The sequence below is a fragment of the Nonomuraea sp. NPDC051298 genome (assembly GCF_055586305.1).
In genome coordinates this window covers 113822-130304 of the sequence record NZ_JBVJIM010000005.1, presented here as the reverse complement: position 1 = coordinate 130304, position 16483 = coordinate 113822, and the positions used below count along the sequence as shown (strand labels likewise).

At 72.1% G+C, this 16483-nt stretch carries 17 protein-coding genes; 6 read left to right on the top strand and 11 right to left on the bottom strand.

Going from position 1 to position 16483, the window contains the following annotated elements:
* Positions 1-17 precede the first annotated feature (17 nt).
* Positions 18-1175 carry a sensor histidine kinase gene (locus tag ACZ6S0_RS17595; protein ID WP_465918272.1) on the top strand — a complete coding sequence of 386 codons (1158 nt, stop codon included), beginning with the start codon at positions 18-20 and terminating at the stop codon, positions 1173-1175.
* Positions 1172-1846 carry a response regulator gene (locus ACZ6S0_RS17590; protein ID WP_465918268.1) on the top strand — a complete coding sequence of 225 codons (675 nt, stop codon included), beginning with the start codon at positions 1172-1174 and terminating at the stop codon, positions 1844-1846. Before ACZ6S0_RS17595 ends, ACZ6S0_RS17590 begins: the two co-directional genes overlap by 4 nt.
* Here ACZ6S0_RS17590 and ACZ6S0_RS17585 read toward each other — a convergent pair.
* Positions 1736-2524 carry a DUF2306 domain-containing protein gene (locus ACZ6S0_RS17585; RefSeq protein ID WP_465918266.1) on the bottom strand — a complete coding sequence of 263 codons (789 nt, stop codon included), beginning with the start codon at positions 2522-2524 and terminating at the stop codon, positions 1736-1738. The two genes, ACZ6S0_RS17590 and ACZ6S0_RS17585, sit on opposite strands and share 111 nt — an antisense overlap.
* 169 nt (positions 2525-2693) lie before the next feature.
* Here ACZ6S0_RS17585 and ACZ6S0_RS17580 point away from each other — a divergent pair, with 169 nt between their 5' ends.
* Positions 2694-3680, top strand: coding sequence for an NAD(P)-dependent alcohol dehydrogenase (locus ACZ6S0_RS17580; RefSeq protein WP_465918263.1), 987 nt, complete (start codon positions 2694-2696; stop codon positions 3678-3680).
* A gap of 55 nt (positions 3681-3735) precedes the next feature.
* A complete protein-coding gene (gene sppA, locus ACZ6S0_RS17575; RefSeq protein ID WP_465918260.1) occupies positions 3736-5433 on the top strand; it encodes a signal peptide peptidase SppA in 1698 nt (565 codons plus the stop codon).
* Between the two features lie 21 nt (positions 5434-5454).
* Here sppA and ACZ6S0_RS17570 read toward each other — a convergent pair whose 3' ends face one another.
* From ACZ6S0_RS17570 to ACZ6S0_RS17550, 5 genes are all read right to left on the bottom strand, one after another.
* Complete coding sequence (locus ACZ6S0_RS17570; protein WP_465918256.1) at positions 5455-5943, bottom strand: flavin reductase family protein; 489 nt, start codon at positions 5941-5943, stop codon at positions 5455-5457.
* 91 nt (positions 5944-6034) lie between these two features.
* Positions 6035-6961: an ABC transporter substrate-binding protein gene (locus tag ACZ6S0_RS17565; RefSeq protein WP_465918252.1), complete on the bottom strand. Its 927-nt coding sequence runs from the start codon at positions 6959-6961 to the stop codon at positions 6035-6037.
* Between the two features lie 37 nt (positions 6962-6998).
* Positions 6999-7691: an ABC transporter permease gene (locus ACZ6S0_RS17560; protein ID WP_465918247.1), complete on the bottom strand. Its 693-nt coding sequence runs from the start codon at positions 7689-7691 to the stop codon at positions 6999-7001.
* A complete protein-coding gene (locus tag ACZ6S0_RS17555; protein ID WP_465918243.1) occupies positions 7688-8368 on the bottom strand; it encodes an ABC transporter permease in 681 nt (226 codons plus the stop codon). Before ACZ6S0_RS17555 ends, ACZ6S0_RS17560 begins: the two co-directional genes overlap by 4 nt.
* Positions 8361-9431 (bottom strand): ABC transporter ATP-binding protein, encoded by a 1071-nt coding sequence (locus ACZ6S0_RS17550; protein ID WP_465918240.1) that lies wholly within the window; start codon positions 9429-9431, stop codon positions 8361-8363. Before ACZ6S0_RS17550 ends, ACZ6S0_RS17555 begins: the two co-directional genes overlap by 8 nt.
* Positions 9432-9731: 300 nt before the next feature.
* On the opposite strand from ACZ6S0_RS17550, the gene ACZ6S0_RS17545 reads away from it, so the two are divergent.
* Both ACZ6S0_RS17545 and ACZ6S0_RS17540 read left to right on the top strand, forming a co-directional pair.
* The gene (locus ACZ6S0_RS17545; protein WP_465918236.1) at positions 9732-11288 is read left to right on the top strand and encodes an RNA polymerase sigma factor; all 1557 of its coding nucleotides are present in this window, start codon (positions 9732-9734) and stop codon (positions 11286-11288) included.
* Between the two features lie 131 nt (positions 11289-11419).
* On the top strand, positions 11420-11878 hold the full coding sequence (locus tag ACZ6S0_RS17540; RefSeq protein WP_465918234.1) for a carboxymuconolactone decarboxylase family protein: 459 nt from the start codon (positions 11420-11422) through the stop codon (positions 11876-11878).
* A 3-nt stretch (positions 11879-11881) separates the two neighbouring features.
* On the opposite strand, the gene ACZ6S0_RS17535 is transcribed toward ACZ6S0_RS17540, so the two are convergent.
* From ACZ6S0_RS17535 to ACZ6S0_RS17515, 5 genes are read right to left on the bottom strand one after another with little or no spacing between them, the layout of a single operon-like run.
* The gene (locus tag ACZ6S0_RS17535) at positions 11882-13039 is read right to left on the bottom strand and encodes a lipid-transfer protein (protein ID WP_465918230.1); all 1158 of its coding nucleotides are present in this window, start codon (positions 13037-13039) and stop codon (positions 11882-11884) included.
* Positions 13036-13434 (bottom strand): MaoC/PaaZ C-terminal domain-containing protein, encoded by a 399-nt coding sequence (locus ACZ6S0_RS17530; protein WP_465918227.1) that lies wholly within the window; start codon positions 13432-13434, stop codon positions 13036-13038. The genes ACZ6S0_RS17535 and ACZ6S0_RS17530 overlap by 4 nt, the downstream gene beginning before the upstream one ends.
* The gene (locus ACZ6S0_RS17525; RefSeq protein WP_465918223.1) at positions 13431-14354 is read right to left on the bottom strand and encodes a bifunctional MaoC family dehydratase N-terminal/OB-fold nucleic acid binding domain-containing protein; all 924 of its coding nucleotides are present in this window, start codon (positions 14352-14354) and stop codon (positions 13431-13433) included. The genes ACZ6S0_RS17530 and ACZ6S0_RS17525 overlap by 4 nt, the downstream gene beginning before the upstream one ends.
* Positions 14351-15505 carry an acyl-CoA dehydrogenase family protein gene (locus ACZ6S0_RS17520; protein ID WP_465918220.1) on the bottom strand — a complete coding sequence of 385 codons (1155 nt, stop codon included), beginning with the start codon at positions 15503-15505 and terminating at the stop codon, positions 14351-14353. The genes ACZ6S0_RS17525 and ACZ6S0_RS17520 overlap by 4 nt, the downstream gene beginning before the upstream one ends.
* Positions 15505-16476, bottom strand: a complete 972-nt coding sequence (locus tag ACZ6S0_RS17515; RefSeq protein WP_465918217.1) for an acyl-CoA dehydrogenase family protein — start codon at positions 16474-16476, stop codon at positions 15505-15507. The genes ACZ6S0_RS17520 and ACZ6S0_RS17515 overlap by 1 nt, the downstream gene beginning before the upstream one ends.
* Positions 16477-16483 lie beyond the last annotated feature (7 nt).

The window sequence follows — 16483 nt, the reverse complement described above, 5'->3', positions numbered from 1 at the left end:
TCTCGTACGATGATGGCGTGCAGGGCCTTCTCCGCTCGTTGTGGACCGAGCCCCGCCCGCCGCAGCCCCCGCGGCGGGCCTGGCGGGACTGGGCGCTGGTGGGGCTGCTCGTCCTCGCCGTCACGCTGGAAGGGACCCTGCGGACCGACCTCCAGTGGCGGCCGCTGTCGGTGGGCTTCGCCCTGGTCATGCTTCCCGCGCTGCTGTGGCGCCGGAGGAGCCCGCTGCTCGCCCTCGCGATCCCCACCGTCGCGAGCGGCGCGATCCAGCTCCTGGCCGGGGCCGACCCGTCCGAGCTGGCCTCGACGACCTACCTGCTGATCCTGTTCTACTCCCTGACGCGCTGGGCCTCCGGGCGGGAGGTCGTCGCCGGGCTGGCGCTGATCTGCGGTTCTGTGTCGGCCGCCGCCGTGTCCGGGCACGTCGGAGGGGCCGACGTCGTCGGGGCGTTCGCCGTCGTGTTCGCGGCCGTCGCCCTGGGCGGCACGTTCCGCTACCGGGCCAGGGCGCGGATGCGGGAGCTCGACCAGGTCAAGCTGCTCGAACGGGAGCAACTGGCCCGCGACCTGCACGACACCGTGGCCCACCACGTGTCGGCGATGGCGATCAGGGCGCAGGCGGGCCTCGCCACCGCGGCGGCGAACCCCGCCGCCGCCGCCGACGCCGCCGTGGACGCGCTGCGGGTGATCGAGGCCGAGGCGTCCCGCACCCTCGCCGAGATGCGGACGATGGTGCGCGTGCTGCGCAGGGACGAGTCGTCGGCCCCAGAGATGGCCCCGCACCCGCGCCTCGACGACCTCAGGAGACTCGCCGGCCGGCCCCGGGTGGGGCCGTCGGTGGAGGTCGAGATCGAGGGCGAGGTCGACGATCTCGCGCCGTCCGTGGGGACGGCGCTCTACCGCATCGCCCAGGAGTCGGTCACCAACGCCCGGCGGCACGCCAGGCACGCCACGCGGATCGAGGTCAGCGTGGCGGCCGACGACGCGTCCGTGCGCCTGCGGGTGACCGACGACGGCGACAGCACCGCGGGCCGTCCGGTCGCGGCCGCCGGTTACGGGCTGCTCGGCATGATCGAACGTGCCGGGCTGCTCGGCGGCACCTGCGAGGCCGGTCCCAACCCCGGTCGCGGCTGGACCGTGACCGCCGTACTGCCTCGGACGGGAGCAGCCACGTGACCGCGAACGACAGCGGCCCCATCAGGGTGATCGTCGCCGACGACCAGGAGATCGCGCGCACCGGGCTGCGGATGATCCTCGACGCGCAGCCCGGCATCGAGGTCGTCGCCGAGGCCGGTGACGGGCTGCGGGCCGTCGAGCTGGCCCGGCGGCTGCGGCCCGACGTGTGCCTGTTCGACATCCGCATGCCCCACTGCGACGGCATCGAGGCCACCGCCCGCCTGGCCGGGCCCGAGGTGGCCGACCCCATGGCCGTCGTCGTCATCACCACGTTCGACCTGGACGAGTACGTCTACTCCGCCCTCAGGGCCGGCGCCCGCGGCTTCCTGCTCAAGGACGCCGGCCCCGACCTGCTCTCCCAGGCCGTCCGCGCCGCCGCGAACGGCGACGCGCTCATCGCCCCCAGCGTCACGGCCCGGCTGCTGGCGACGTTCGCGGGCACCGGCCCGGCCGCGCCCCGCGCGCAGCCGATCGAGCCGCTCACCGAGCGCGAAGAGGAGATCCTGCTCACCGTGGCGCGGGGGCGTACCAACAACGAGATCGCCGACGAGCTGTACATCTCACTGAGCACGGTCAAGAGCCACGTCGCGAGCCTGATGACCAAGCTCGGCGTCCGCAACCGGGTCGAGATCGCCATGTGGGCCTACGAGACGAAACGGGTGCCGCGCTGACCGGCGGCGCCGCCCCCGGCGGATGACCCACTCGGCCACCGCCACGTTGATCGCCCAGCCCGCGCCCATGAGCAGCGCCCGGGTGAACCCGTCGGGCGGGCCGTAGGCGGCGAACCACACGCCCTGGGTCAGCGCCTGCGTACCGGCGCCGAGCCCGATCGCGTACGCGCGGATCATCCAGGCACGGTGGCCGCGGAGGTCGCGGCGGCGTCCGGCGGCGAGGCCGAGCACGACGAAGGCGAACATGGCCGACCCGAACACCAGCCGGAACACCGCCGCCAGACCCCGGTCCCCGGGCGGGAGGTCGGAGAAGAGCGTCATCCACACCCCCGACAGCGCCGCCGCGAGCCCGCACCCGACGACGACCCGACCGGCCGCGCGGTGCCGGCCCGGCCTGCGCCGCCGGAGCCGGGGCGAGAACTGGAACGCCCCGAGAAGGCTGTAGACGGTGGCGGTCACGATGTGGACCGCGATCGGGACGGGAGCGGCGGCGAACCGGGCCTCGGCCGCCGCCGCACCGTCCAGCCCCGCCAGCTCGGTGAGGCGGACGGCGCCGGCCAGCACGGGGACGAACGCGAGCGCGATCAGTCCCGTGGGCACGAGCCATCCGGCGCGGTCCCGCCGCCTCCCGGCCGGAGGAGCGGTCGTTTGAGCGGCCTCGGTCTCGTCATTACGCATGCCCCGATGGTGACCGCGACGGGCGTCACGGCTCATCGCCCTGACGGTCCGATCCGGATGAGCCGATCGGCCGTCGAAAGGTCGTACTTTCGGCCGTTGAGCCCTTGCCCGGACCGCCACACACTCGTGCCTGTCAACGCAACGAACCCAGGCAAACGAGGAGATCACGATGAAGGCGTTCGTCCTGCGGCACTACGGCCCGCCCGACGCGCTCCAGCTCACCGACATCCCCAAGCCGGTTCCCGGCCCCCGCGAGGCCCTGGTGCGGGTGCGCGCCACCTCCGTCCAGCCCTGGGACTGGCATCTCATGCGCGGCGAGCCCTACGTCTCCCGGCTCATGCCTGGAGGTCTCGGGCTGCGCAAGCCGAAGGTCCCCATCCTGGGCGCGGACGTGGCCGGGGTGGTGGAGGCGGTCGGGTCCGAGGTGGCGGACTTCGAGCCGGGCGACGAGGTGTTCGCGATGCCCAAGGGCGGTGGCTTCGCCGAGTACGTGTGCGTCCCGGAGAGCGAGCTGGCGCCGAAGCCAGAGTCGCTGTCGTTCGAGGAGGCGGCGGCGGTGCCGCTGGCGGCCGGGACGGCGCTGATCGGCGTACGCGACGCGGGGCGGGTCGAGCCAGGGCAGCGGGTGCTGGTCAACGGGGCCTCGGGCGGGGTGGGGACGTTCGTGGTGCAGCTCGCCAAGGCGTACGGGGCGCACGTCACCGGGGTGTGCAGCGGCAGGAACGCCGACCTGGTGCGGTCGCTGGGCGCGGACGAGATCATCGACTACACGAAGGAGGACTTCACCCGCGGCGGGGAGCGGTACGACGTGCTCTTCTACCTCGCGGGCAACCGTTCGTTCGCGCAGTGCCGCAAGGTGCTGACCCGCAAAGGGGTGTGCGTGCTGATCGGCGGGGCGGCCGGGCGGTGGCTGCAACCGGCGGGGCTGATGTTCGGGATGGTGGCGGCGTCGGCGTTCGCCTCCCAGAAGGCGGTGCTCGCGGACGTGATCCGGTGCACGGAGAACCGGCGGAACCTGATCGAGCTGACCGACCTCATCGAGGACGGCATGGTCCGGCCCGTGATCGGCCGCGGCTACAAGTTCGAGGAGCTGCGGGCGGCGGTCCGCTACCAGGAGGAGGGCCACGCGGCGGGGAAGGTCGTCGTCACGCTGTGAGCCCGGCCGGATTCCGCGAACGCATTTGGAAAATGTGTCGCTTAGGGTGACACGTATGGACGCAGGCAAGGCGATCTACGAAACCGTCGGCAGGCTTCGCCAGCGGCGCACGGGCCCGCTGGTGCTGGAGCTCGATCTCACGGAGGGCCTCACCGAGGGCCCGCCCGCCGATCCGCTCGCCGCGGTGCTGTCCATGCGCAAGACGCGCCTGGCCGACGTCCTTTCCGGGCTCAAGCGGGCCAGGCAGGACCCCAGGGTCAAGGCGCTCGTCGTGAAGATCGGCGGTCACCCGCTGGGGCTGGCCATGGTGCAGGAGCTGCGCCAGGCCGTGATCCGCTTCCGGGCCTCGGGCAAGCTCACCATCGCGTTCGCCGAGACGTTCGGCGAGTTCGGCGGCGGCACCGTCCCCTACTACCTGGCCACCGCCTTCGAGAAGCTCTACCTGCAGCCCAGCGGCGACGTCGGGCTGACCGGGGTGGCGCTGGAGCAGCGCTTCGTGAAGGGCGCGCTGACCAAGCTGGGCGTCGGCTACGAGGCGGGTCAGCGCCACGAGTACAAGACCGCCGTGAACACCTTCACCCAGGACCACATGACCGGCCCGCACCGCGAGTCCACGGGGCGCATCGTCGAGTCGGTCACCGAGAGCCTCGTCGCCGGCATCGCCGACGGCCGCAGGCTGGACCCCGGCAAGGTACGCGAGCTGATCGACCGCGGCCCGTTCACCGCCGCCGAGGCGCGGGAGGCGGGGCTGGTCGACGAGCTGGCCTACCGCGACGAGGTCTACGACGTCGTCATGCGGGCGGCGGGCGACGAGGCCCACCTGCTGTACGTCTCCCGCTACGCCAGGGGCGCCGCCGTCCGCAAGCTGCCGCAGCCGATGGCCCACGGGGTCGCGCTCGTCCACGGCCACGGCATGATCAAGAGTGGCCGCAGCGGCCGCAGCCCGCTCGGCGGGGGCGGCGCGATGGGCTCCGACACGATCAGCGCCGCGCTCCGCGCCGCCCGGAGGGACGAGCACGTCAAGGCCGTGGTGTTCCGGGTCGACAGCCCCGGCGGCTCCTACGTGGCCAGCGACACCGTCTGGCGCGAGGTGACGCTGACCCGCAAGGTCAAGCCGGTGATCGTGTCCATGGGCGACGTGGCGGCCTCCGGCGGCTATTTCGTCGCGATGGCCGCCGACGTGATCATGGCCCAGCCGGGCACGCTGACCGGCTCGATCGGCGTCTACGGCGGCAAGCCCGTCTTCGCCGAGCTGCTGGAGAAGCTCGGCATCACCTCGGAGATGGTGGCGGAGGGCGCCAACGCCGGCATGTTCTCCACCTCCCGCGCCTTCTCGCCCGAGCAGTGGGAGCGGGTCAACTCCTGGCTCGACCGCATCTACGACGACTTCGTGAGCAAGGTCGCCAAGAGCCGCGGCCTCAGCCGCGAACGCGCCCACGAACTCGCCCGCGGCCGCGTCTGGACCGGCGCCGACGCGCACGCCCACGGGCTGGTCGACGAACTGGGCGGGCTGGAGGACGCCCTGGCCCTGGCCAGGAAGCGGGCCGGGCTGGCCGACGACGCGCCCGTACGCGTCTATCCCCGGCTCAACCCGCTCGAACGGCTGCGTGGGCCGGAGTCCAGCGAGGACAAGTCGGCCGCGCTGGCCAGGATCCGGCTGGACGCGTGGGGGCCGCTGGCCCGGCTGTCGGCCGAGCTGGGCCTGCCCGCGGCCGGCCCGCTCATCCTGCCCGCCTGGTACGCCATCCGCTGAGCCCGCCATGAGTGCGGCGGGTCAGGAGATCACCGTCGAGCGGTAGCGGCCGCGCAGGCGCACGAGGGGCTGATGCGCGGGGTCCACGTAGTCGACGGCCAGGACGGCGGCGACGAAGAGCGTGTGGTCTCCGGCCGGCACCACCTGGACGGTCTCGGCCTCGATCGCCGCCACGCCGCCCTCGACCACCAGGGCGTCCGTCCGCGGCCCCCGGTGGTGGGGGATGCCGGCGACCAGGAGGCGGGCGCTCGGGCGGCCGGCGGTGGCGAAGCGGCTGGCGATCGCCGCCTGCCCCGACGACAGCAGGGAAGCGGCCCAGCGGTCCTGCCTGAGCAGCACCTCGTTGAGGTAGCCGCTGCCGGCCAGGCTCACGAGCACCAGCGGAGGCTCCAGGGAGACGGACATCAGGGCCGACACCGTCGTGCCGAGGTCGTCGCGGCCGTCGCGGGCGGTGATGACCGCCACCCCGGCCGCCAACTGGGACATCGCCTCCGTGAACAGCTCACTCACCGCGCCACCACCTCCGAGGCCAACCCTAGGACGGAGACGACGGCCGACGAGGGCCTCCCGGGGAAGGAGACCCTCGTCCGCGCGGCGCCGGTCAGGCCAGGCCGTTGGTGGTCAGCCATTCCTTGGCCACGGTGGCGGGCTCGTCCTTGTTGACGGAGATCTTCTGCATCATGTCCAGCAGGGACTCCGTCGTCAGCTTCGCCGAGATGCCGTTCAGGGTCGTCCTGATGGTGTCGTCGGCGGAGGACTTGTGCAGGAGCGGGGTCACGTTCTGGGCGGGGAAGATGTTCTTGGGGTCCTCGAGCGGGACGAGGTTGTTCGAGGTCATCTTCGGGTCCGTGGAGAAGACGTTGCCGACCTGGATCGTCCCGTCCTTGATGGCGTCGGACGTGGTCGGCCCGGTGGGCTTCCACTCCTTGAACACCAGGCCGTAGACCTCGTTGAACTGCGCCTCCCACCGGTCCTTGAACTCGGGGGGACCGCCGACGACCATGTCCTTGGCCACCTTGGCGAGGTCCTCGATGGAGTTCAGCGACTGCTTGGTCTGGGTGTCCTTGGAGATCGACAGGGTGTCCTTGTCCTCGGCCGGCGAGGAGTCGAGCACCTCCAGCTCGGGCGGCAGCTTCTCCTTCAGCGCCGCGTCGACCGCGTCGGTGGTCGCGGCGGTGGCCTCCTTGTCGATGAAGGCGAGCAGGTTGCCGTTGTATTCGGGCACGATCGTCAGGCCGCCGCTCTTGACCTGGTCGTAGACGACCTCGCGGCTGCCGATGCGCGGCTTCTCCTCCACCTGGACGCCCTTGGCCTCCAGCGCCTGGGCGTAGATCGAGGCCAGCAGCACGCTCTCGTCGAAGTCGAAGGAGCCGATCACGGCCTTGCCGCCGGCGGCCGAGGCCGAGCCGGAGGGGGCCAGGTTCGCGTTGTCGAGCGGGTTGCCCCCGGTGCCGCCGCCACCACCGCAGGCGGACAGCGCGAGCATCGCCGAGAGGAGCATCCCCGCGATGCCGTACTTGCGTCTCATTTTGTTTTCCCTTCTAACCGGGAGGTAATACAGGAGACTACCGAATCTTCAGCCGTTGGCTCACCCCGGGAGAGACCACCACTCTCTGGACGAGCGCGAACAAGAGCTGCACAACCAGTGCGAACAGCACAATGAGTACAGAACCCCCGACGACGCTCGCGTAATCCTTCGTCGCGAAACCGTCGATGACATAGCGGCCGAGACCGCCGAGACCGGTGTAGGCCGCGACCGTGGTCGTGGCCACGACCTGGATGGCCGACAGGCGGCAACCCAGCAGGATCAGCGGCAGCGCGACCGGCACCAGCACCCGCCCGAGCACCTGCCCGCCGCGCAGCCCCATCCCGTACGCCGCGTCACGCAGCTCGGGATCGACCCCTCTGACGCCCTCGAACGTGTTGACCAGGATCGGCGGCACGGACAACAGCACCAGCGGGATGATCACCGGCCAGATCGAGGCCGTACCCAGCAGCAGCACGAACATCACCAGCAGCCCCAGCGTGGGCAGCGCCCTGGCCAGGTTCGCGGAGATGACGACGAGCACGCCGCCCCGCCCGGTGTGCCCGATCAGCAGGCCCAGCGGCACCGCGATCAGCACGGCCAGCAGCAGCGCCAGCGCCGAGAACTCCAGGTGCTCCAGCAGGCGGACGGGGATGCCGTCGGTGCCCGACCAGTTGTCGCCGGTGCCGAAGAACTGGACGAGCCAGTCGAAGAACGCGGTCAGCCAGCTCATGACGCCGTCCCCTTCCGCGCGCGCACCCAGGGGGTGAGCAGCCGCTGCGCCAGCACCAACAGGCCGTCGGCGACCAGCGCGAGCACCACGACGAGCACGATGCCGACGATCACCGGCGGCATGAACGGGTTCTGGTACGCCCGCGTGAACAGCCCCCCGAGCCCGCCCTGCCCGATCAGCGCGCCCACGCTGACCAGGCTGATGCTGGAGACCGCGACCACCCGCAGCCCGGCCAGCACGACCGGCGCCGCGATCGGCAGCTCGACCTGGAGCAGCCGGCGCAGCGGGGTGAAGCCCATGGCCACGGCCGACTGGCGTACGTGGTCGGGCACCGAGTGCAGCCCGTCGACCACGGCCGGGATCAGCACGGCCATGCCGTAGAAGGTCAGCGGGATGATGACCGTGGTCTGCGACAACCCGGTCACCGAGATCAGCAGCATGAAGACCGGCAGCGACGGCAGGGCGTACACGACGTTCATCAGGCCGGTGGTGGGCTGGTAGAGCCAGCGCCAGCGGACGGAGGCCAGCCCCAGCGGCAGGGCCAGGACCAGCGCCAGCAGGATCGGGACGAGCGACATCGTGAGGTGGTCGGTGAGCAGGTTCCTGATGCTGTCGGCCCGGCCGGTGTCCCAGTTGCGCCCGATCCACTCCCAGATGGAAGGAGGGCCGTCACCCATGTGCGGCCTCCGCCAGCGCCTGGTCGAGCGCCTCCTTGGTGGCCACGCCGACGACCTTGCCGTCGCCGTCCACGGCCACCGCGCAGCCGGACGGCGACAGCAGCGCCGCGTCCAGGGCGGCGCGCATGCTGTCGCGGCCGTGCACGTAGGCCCCGTACGGCTCCAGCTCGCCCGAGCGCAGCCCCGACCGCCAGCCGACCGGCCTGCCGTCTCCGGTCACGACCAGCAGCCACGGCTCGGACGTCCCGGCGCCGGCGTCAGGGCCGACGTCATCGGCGACGGTCAGATCGGTACGCAGCCGCAGCCCTCCGGTCGAGATGAACTGCAGCCGCCTGATCCCCCGGTCGTGCCCCAGGAACTCGCGCACGAAGTCGTCGGCCGGCTCGGCCAGCAGCGTCTTGGGGTCGGCGAGCTGGGCCAGCTTGCCGCCGACCCGCAGCACGGCCACCCGGTCGCCGAGCTTGATGGCCTCGTCGATGTCGTGGGTGACGAAGACGATGGTCTTGTTCAGCTCGCTCTGGAGCCGGAGCAACTCGTCCTGCAGGCTCGTGCGCACGATGGGGTCGACGGCACTGAACGGCTCGTCCATGAGCAGCACGGGCGGGTCGGCGGCCAGCGCCCTGGCCACGCCGACGCGCTGCTGCTGGCCGCCGGAGAGCTGGAAGGGGTAGCGCTGGGCGAGCGCCGGGTCGAGACCGACGCGCTCCAGCAGCTCCATGGCCCTGGCGCGGGCCTTCTTCCTGTCCCAGCCGAGCAGGTAGGGCACGGTGGCGATGTTGTCGACGATCTTCCGGTGGGGGAAGAGCCCGGCCTGCTGGATGACGTAGCCGATGCCGCGCCGCAACGTCGGGGGGTCGATGTCCTGCACCGGCTCGCCGTCGAGGAGGATCCTCCCCTCGGAGACGTCGATCATGCGGTTGATCATCCGCAGGGACGTCGTCTTCCCGCATCCGGACGGGCCGACGAACACGGTGATCTCACCCGTGGGCGCCTCGAGGCTGAGGTGGTCCACGGCCACCGTTCCGTCTGGATAGCGTTTGGTGACAGAGTCGAATGTGATCACGCGCGAACTCTCGCTTAGGGCTTCGGAGGCAGCGCCGCGACCCCCTGCCACGACCGCCGCATGATCTGGTGAACCCACAGACTACGGCGACCTGAAGGCCCATGTCGTCCCGGGATTCCCTTAAACGCTTCACTTGACGCATTAGGCGATGTAGGAGTTTCGGATGAAATCCGCATCTGGTAGTGCGCCAGACCAGGAGGAGTTGGCATGATTGCCCTCACGATTCCTGACGCTTCAGCTCACAACTCCTGACGCCCTCCCTCACCTCAGCGTCCGCACCCAGCAAGAGGATCCGGCCCCGTGTCCCTGCCGCTCACCGATCAGCGCCAGCGCGCCGAACTGATCGCAGAGCTCTACGACCTCCATGCCACCGGGCTGTTCGCGTACTGCGCTGACCAGCTCGGCGACCTCGGCTCGGCGTCCGACGTCCTGGTGTCCGTACTCACCGGCGTCCCGGCCGCCGCGCCGCCCCGTGCCGCTCTCTACGCCCTGGCCCGCCGCGAGGTCCACCGGCGGGACGTCGTCTACGCGCCGCCGGCCGTCGATCCGCTCATCGACCCGGCCACGTCGCTCATCGAGCGTTCCCTCCGCGAGCTGCGTCCCCACCAGCGTGAAGTGCTGGTGCTGTGCGCGGTGTGCGGGCTGAGCAAGGCCGAGCTGGCGTGGGTGCTCGACGTCGCCCCCGACACCGCGCAGGAGCTGGCGGTGGGGGCGGGACACCGGTTCAGGCAGTCGCTGGGGGCGGGGCTGGCCTCGACCGGACTCCGCGTGCCCAAGCCGGTGGCCGACATCTACGGCGCGCTGGGGGTGGCGCCGCTGCGCGACGTGCTCGGCCGCCTGCCCTGGCCGCAGCCGCCGGGGGCGCTGCGCATCCAGTTCGCGGGCTCCCGTACGGCCGCGCCCGCGCCGCTGTTCGTCAAGCCGCGCTGGCCCAGCCCGCCGGTCTGGCCGCAGCCGCTGGCCGAGGCCGATCCGGCGAGCAGCACGGTGATCTTCCCCGCCGAGCTGCTGACGCCCCCGTCGCCGTCGCGGGTGTCCGAGCACGAGGCGACCACGGCCCCGATGCCCAAGCTGCGCGACCCGCTCTCGCCGCCGAGAGACGCGCTGGGGCCGGGGGTACGGTTACGCGACCCGCTCGGGTCCACGCGGGCCTTCCGCAAGCCCCTCGACGTACGCGACCCGCTCGGCCTCGGTGAGCGCCTCTCGCCGGCGGCCAGGCCGGGTCCCCCGCCCGAGGAGCGGCCGTTCTTCCTGGCGGCGCCCGAGGCGACGGCGGCCGAGCCGTTCGCGACGGGTGACGTGATCCTGCCGAAGGACGCGCCCGACCCGTACATGACGGGCGACGTCCTCGTCCACGGGGGTCCCACCCGCCCGGCCGCCGAGCCGCGCCGCCCCGAGCGGCCCCGGCCGCCGTCCCTCCAGCCCCAGCCCACGCCGGAGGAGTTCCGCCGCCTGCCACCCGCGCGGACGGCGGAGGAGCCGGTGCGTGAGCAGACGGCCCCGCTGTTCCAGCCGCGCTCCAAGCCCGGCGCCGAGCCGGTGTACCGGCTGGGCACGAAACCAGAGCCGTCATCGGGCACGAGCCCGGACACGGTGCCGAACCCGGACACGGTGCCGAACCCGAAGACCAGGACCGGGTCCAGGAGCGGTGCCGAGTCTGACTCGTCGCCGCTGGCCCCGCGCCCGGTGCGCGCCCGTCCCAAGCCCAGGCGCCGACCGGAGAGCGGCCGTCCCCCGAAGGTGCGCCGCCGCAAGGACCGCCACTACGACTGGGTGTGGGAGCTGGTCGGGTTCCTGCTGTGCGTGGCGATCGCGATGATCGTGTTCTTCTCCATGCCGATCTTCGGCCAGCCCTGACCCGCAGCCCTGCCCCGCGCGCCGCGGCTTTCCGTGAAAGCTGTCACGTTCCTCCGTCGGCCCGAGTCATCCCCATGAGGAGTGCGGGCCGACGCGACGCCGTCGGTCCCGGGACCGCCTTGGAGGCGACGATGGAAGCACGTATGGGACAGCCGGCCGCCGTACTGCCGGGAGCGATGCGGGCCCTGCACGCGCTGGGCGAGAGCATCGAGGACAGCGGGCTGGACAAGCGGGTGCGCGACCTGGTTGCCCTGCGCGCGAGCCAGATCAACGGGTGCGGCGTCTGCCTGGACATGCACGCGCGCGACATGAAGAAGGGCGGCGAGAGCGACGAGCGGATCTGGTCGTTGGCGGGCTGGCGCGACGCTCCCTACTACACCGACGCCGAACGCGCCGCGCTCGCCCTCACCGAGGCCGCCACGCGGTTGAGCGACCGTCCTGACGCCGTGTCCGACGAGGTGTGGGGCGCGGCGGCCGGCCACTTCAGCGAGACCGAGCTGGCCGCGCTGGTCATGAGCATCGGCCTGATCAACCTGTGGAACCGGCTGAACGCCACCACCCACCAGGTGGCGGGCGCCTGGACCGGCTGAGCCTCAGCCCGCCGACAGGATGAGGCCGCTCGTCGGCACGCCGGTGCCCGCCGTCACGAGGACGTTCGTGACATTCGGCACCTGGTTCGCCGCCGTGCCCCTGACCTGACGTACGGCCTCCGCGATGCCGTTCATGCCGTGGATGTACGCCTCCCCGAGCTGCCCCCCGTGCGGGTTGACCGGGAGGCGTCCGTCCAGTTCGATGCCCTCCTCCCGCAGGAAGCCCGGCGCCTCGCCGCGCCCGCAGAACCCCAGCTCCTCGAGCTGGGCCAGGACGAACGGGGTGAAGTGGTCGTACAGGATGGCCGTCTGGATGTCGGCGGGCGACAGCCCCGACGTCTCCCAGAGGCGGCGGGCGACCACCGACATCTCCGGCAGCCCGGTCAGGTCATCGCGGTAGTAGCTGGTCATCATCATCTGGTCCGCGCCCGCGCCCTGGGCCGCGGCCGTGATCAGCGCCGGGGATCTGCGCAGGTCACGGGCGCGTTCCACGGAGGTCACGACCAGGGCCACGGCTCCGTCGCTCTCCTGGCAGCAGTCGAGCAGGTGCAGCGGCTCCACGATCCACCGGGACGCCTGGTGCTCCTCCAGCGTGATGGGCCGCCCGTGGAACCAGGCGGCCGGGTTGGTCGCCGCGTGCCTGCGCATGGCCACCGCCACGCGGCCGAAGTCCTCGGAGGAGGCGCCGTACACGTGCATGTAGCGGCGGGCGAACATGGCCACCCAGGCCGCCGGCGTCATCAGCCCGTACGGCACGTGCCAGCTCATCTCCAGGCCCTGCGAGGTGGGGTGGGCCGTGAGGTCCGCGTTGGGGCGGCCGAAGCGGCGGCCGGAGCGTTCGTTGAAGGCCCGGTAGCAGACCACGGTGCGGGCTGCGCCGGTGGCCACGGCCATGGCCGCGTGGGCGACGGTGCCGCAGGCCGCGCCGCCGCCGTACTCGACGCGGGAGAAGAACGTCAGCTCGCCGATCCCAGTCTCCCTGGCGACGGCGATCTCCTGGTTGGTGTCCTGGGTGTAGGTGACCAGGCCGTCCACGTCGGCGGGCGACAGGCCCGCGTCGTCGAGCGCGGCCAGCACGGCCTCGGCGGCCAGGCGCAGCTCCGAGCGTCCCGATTCCTTGCTGAACTCCGTGGCGCCGATGCCCGCTATGGCCGCATTCACTGATCCTCCCCCTGGACGAAGGTGACGGTCGCGGTGGCGTGGTCGCCCAGGCTCACCCGGCCGCGTACCTCGACCGTGAGCCGGTCGCCCCGCGCGCCCGGGTCGTGGGACACGACCGTGCCGCTGAAGGTGAGGCGGTCGCCGGCGTACGCGGGCACGCCCAGCTTGACGTTGATGCTCTTGATGACGGCCCGCGGCCCCGCCCAGTCGGTGACGTAGCGCTCGACCAGACCCATGGTGGTCAGGATGTTGAGGAAGATGTCCTTCGAGCCCTGGGCGCGGGCGAGCGCCGTGTCGTGGTGCACGGGCGTGAAGTCCATGGTGGCCAGGGCCGTGGAGACGACCACCGTGGGAGTGAGGTCGACCGCCAGCTCCGGCAGCGCGGCCCCGATCACGCCGGCTCCCACATGGGGAGGACGAGCTGCGCGTCCATGGCCCGATACGTCACCCGCAACCGCATGCCGATCTCCACTTCCCCCACGGGACACCCGACCACGTTGCCCACCATCCGTACGCCCTCCGGCAGCTCCACCACCCCCACCACGAACGGGACCTCGCGCCCCGGCACCGGCGGATGGTGGTGCACGACGTAGCTGAAGAGCGTGCCCAGGCCGCTCGCGACCGTGTGCCCGCGATCGGCAGAACGGCAGCGTGGGCACAGCGGGCCGGGCGGATGCCGCAGCTCGCCGCAGTCGGCGCACGCCTGGACCCGCAGTTCGCCCTGCTTGACGCCGTCCCAGAAGAAGGCCGTGTCCTGGTTGACGGCCGGCCGCAGCGGGTACGGCGGCAGCGCCTCGGCCCGCTCCGGCGGCCGGAACTTCAGCACCCGGAAGAGCATCTCGGCAACGGGCTCCCCGTCGTCGGCGTACCAGGTGATGGTCCAGGTGGCGAAGTAGCCCACCCCCAGCGCCGTACGCTTCGGGCCGGCCAGGTCGGTGAACCGGGTGGCAGGGGTGAGCAGCTCCCCGACCCGTACGTAGCGGTGGTAGGTCTGCTCGCAGTTCGTCGCCACCACGCCCGGGTAGCCGTGCCGGTCGAGCGCGGCCATCAGCTCGTCCACCGGCGAGCGGTCCTTGCCTCCCGGCGCGCGCATGGTCCACACCTGGGCCATCGCGGGCGGGGCCAGGCCCTGGTCGAGGTAGGCGGGGTTCGTGTCGCCCATGGCGGACAGCCAGTGCCTGATCATGGGGACGTTCACCGGGTCGGCCGCAGGGGCGCCGCGCACCTCGCCGAGCGCCACCTGCTTGGCGGCCAGCTCGCGCAACTCCTCGTCGGGCACGCTCTCGGGCTTGGGCACGGCGTCACGGCCGGTCATCGCGGCGGCCTCGGGAGGCCCAGGCCCAGCATGGCGATCAGCTCGCGCTGCACCTCGTTCACCCCGCCGCCGAACGTCAGCACCACAGCCCCCTTCACCCCGTGGTCCACGCGTTCGAGCAGCTCGGCCGTCTCCGGGTCCGACGGGTCGCCGTACCTGGCCAGGACGTCGCCGACGATCCGGCCGGCCTCCTGCATGCGCTCCGAGCCGTAGATCTTGGTGGCCGACGCGTCGGGGGCGCCCAGCCAGCCGAGGTCCATGTTGGCCGCGACCTGCCAGTTGAGCAGCTCGTTCGTACGGAAGGCGGCCCACACCAGGGCCAGCGCCCGCCGTACGTCGGGGTCGGCGTCCAGGCCCGTACGGCGGGCCCAGGCGCGGAAGCGGTCGTAGGTCTGGCCGAGGTTGCCGGCCGGGCCGAGGGTGACGCGCTCGTGGTTGAGCTGGTTGACGATCAGGTCCCAGCCCCGGTGCACCTCTCCGACCACCAGGTCCACCGGGACGCGGACGTCGGAGTAGTAGGTGGCGTTGGTGTGGTGGCGGCCGTCCATGGTCATGATCGGGGTCCACGAGAAGCCGGGGTCGTCCGTGGAGACGATCATCATGGTGATGCCCTTGTGCTTCTTGGCCGTGGGGTCGGTGCGGGCGGCGAGCCAGATGTACTGGGCGTAGTGGGCGCCGCTGGTGAAGATCTTCTGGCCGTTGACGACGTAGTGGTCGCCGTCGAGCACCGCCGTGGTGCGCAGCGAGGCCAGGTCGGTGCCCGCCTCCGGTTCGCTGTAGCCGATGGCGAAGTGGCACTCCCCGGCCAGGATGCTCGGCAGGAAGCGGTTCTTCTGCTCCTCGGTGCCGTACTGCATGAGCGTGGGCCCGACCGTCTGCACCGTGATGATCGGGTACGGCACTCCCGCGCGGGCGATCTCGTTGGCGAAGATCTGCTGCTCCAGGGGGCCGTAGCCGGCTCCGCCGTACTCCTTGGGCCAGCCCAGGCCGAGCTTGCCGTCGCGCCCGAGCCGACGGCAGTGCTCCATGTACGCCTCGCCGAACGGGTCCCCGGCGATCTTCGCGCGGTCCTCGGCGGTCAGGCAGCCCAGGAAGTACTCGCGCAGCTCGTCGCGGAGCCTGCGCTGCTCGGGGGTCAGGTCGACGAGCATCAGACGAGCGCTCCGATCAGGTCGAGCTGGGCGTCGGCGCCGCCGAGCAGGTGGGACAGGTGCTTGGCCTGGGCGAAGTAGCGGTGCAGCGGGTAGGTCACGTCGAGCCCGAGGCCGCCGTGCAGGTGCTGGCAGGTGTGCAGGGCCCGGACCACCCCGCCCACGTGGTACGCGGCCAGCGCCAGGTCCTCCTCGACCGGCAGGTCCTCGCCGAGCCGCCAGGCCGCCGACCACATGGCCACGTCGAGCGCCCGGCCGACGATGTAGACGTCGGCGATCTGCATCGTGACCGCCTGGAACTCGGCCAGCGCGCGCCCGAACTGCTTGCGTTGCCTGATGTAGGCGGTGGTCAGCTCCAGGGCCCCGGCCAGCACGCCGGCGGCCTGGGCGGCGACAGCGGCCGTGAACACGTGCCGGGCGTCGGCCACCGCCTCGGGCCCCGCGACGTGCTCGGCCCGGGTGCCGTCGAGCACGATCGTGCCCGCCGGCTCGCCCGTGGAGGTGAACTCGGCGGTCGCGGTCGGGGAGTCCAGGAGGAACAGCCCCTCGTCGGCGGTCACCAGCACCGCCGCCCCGGGGTACGGCACCGACACCTTGCGCCCGTCCAGCACCCACCCGCCAGCCGGGCGGGCGGTGGTCGCGGGCGGGTGCGCCAGGGCGCGGCCCGGCTCGCGCAGCGCGAGCGTGACCCGGCCCGCGCAGCGCCGCTGCTGGTCAGGGCTGCCGTGGCGGGCTAGGACGAGCGTGCCCGCCAGCGTCGGCAACGCCGGGACCGCGACCGCCCGCGCCCCCACCTCCCGCAGCACCACGGCCATCTCCACCGGCCCGAGCCCGGCGCCGCCCGCCTCCTCCGGCACGCACACGCCCATCAGCCCGGCCTGCCAGAGCCGTTCCTCGTCCCCGTCCCGGTCCAGGACGTCGGCCGCCAGTTTCTTCAGATCCTGCTGAGTTTCGTCCAGGTTGAAATCCACCGCGTCT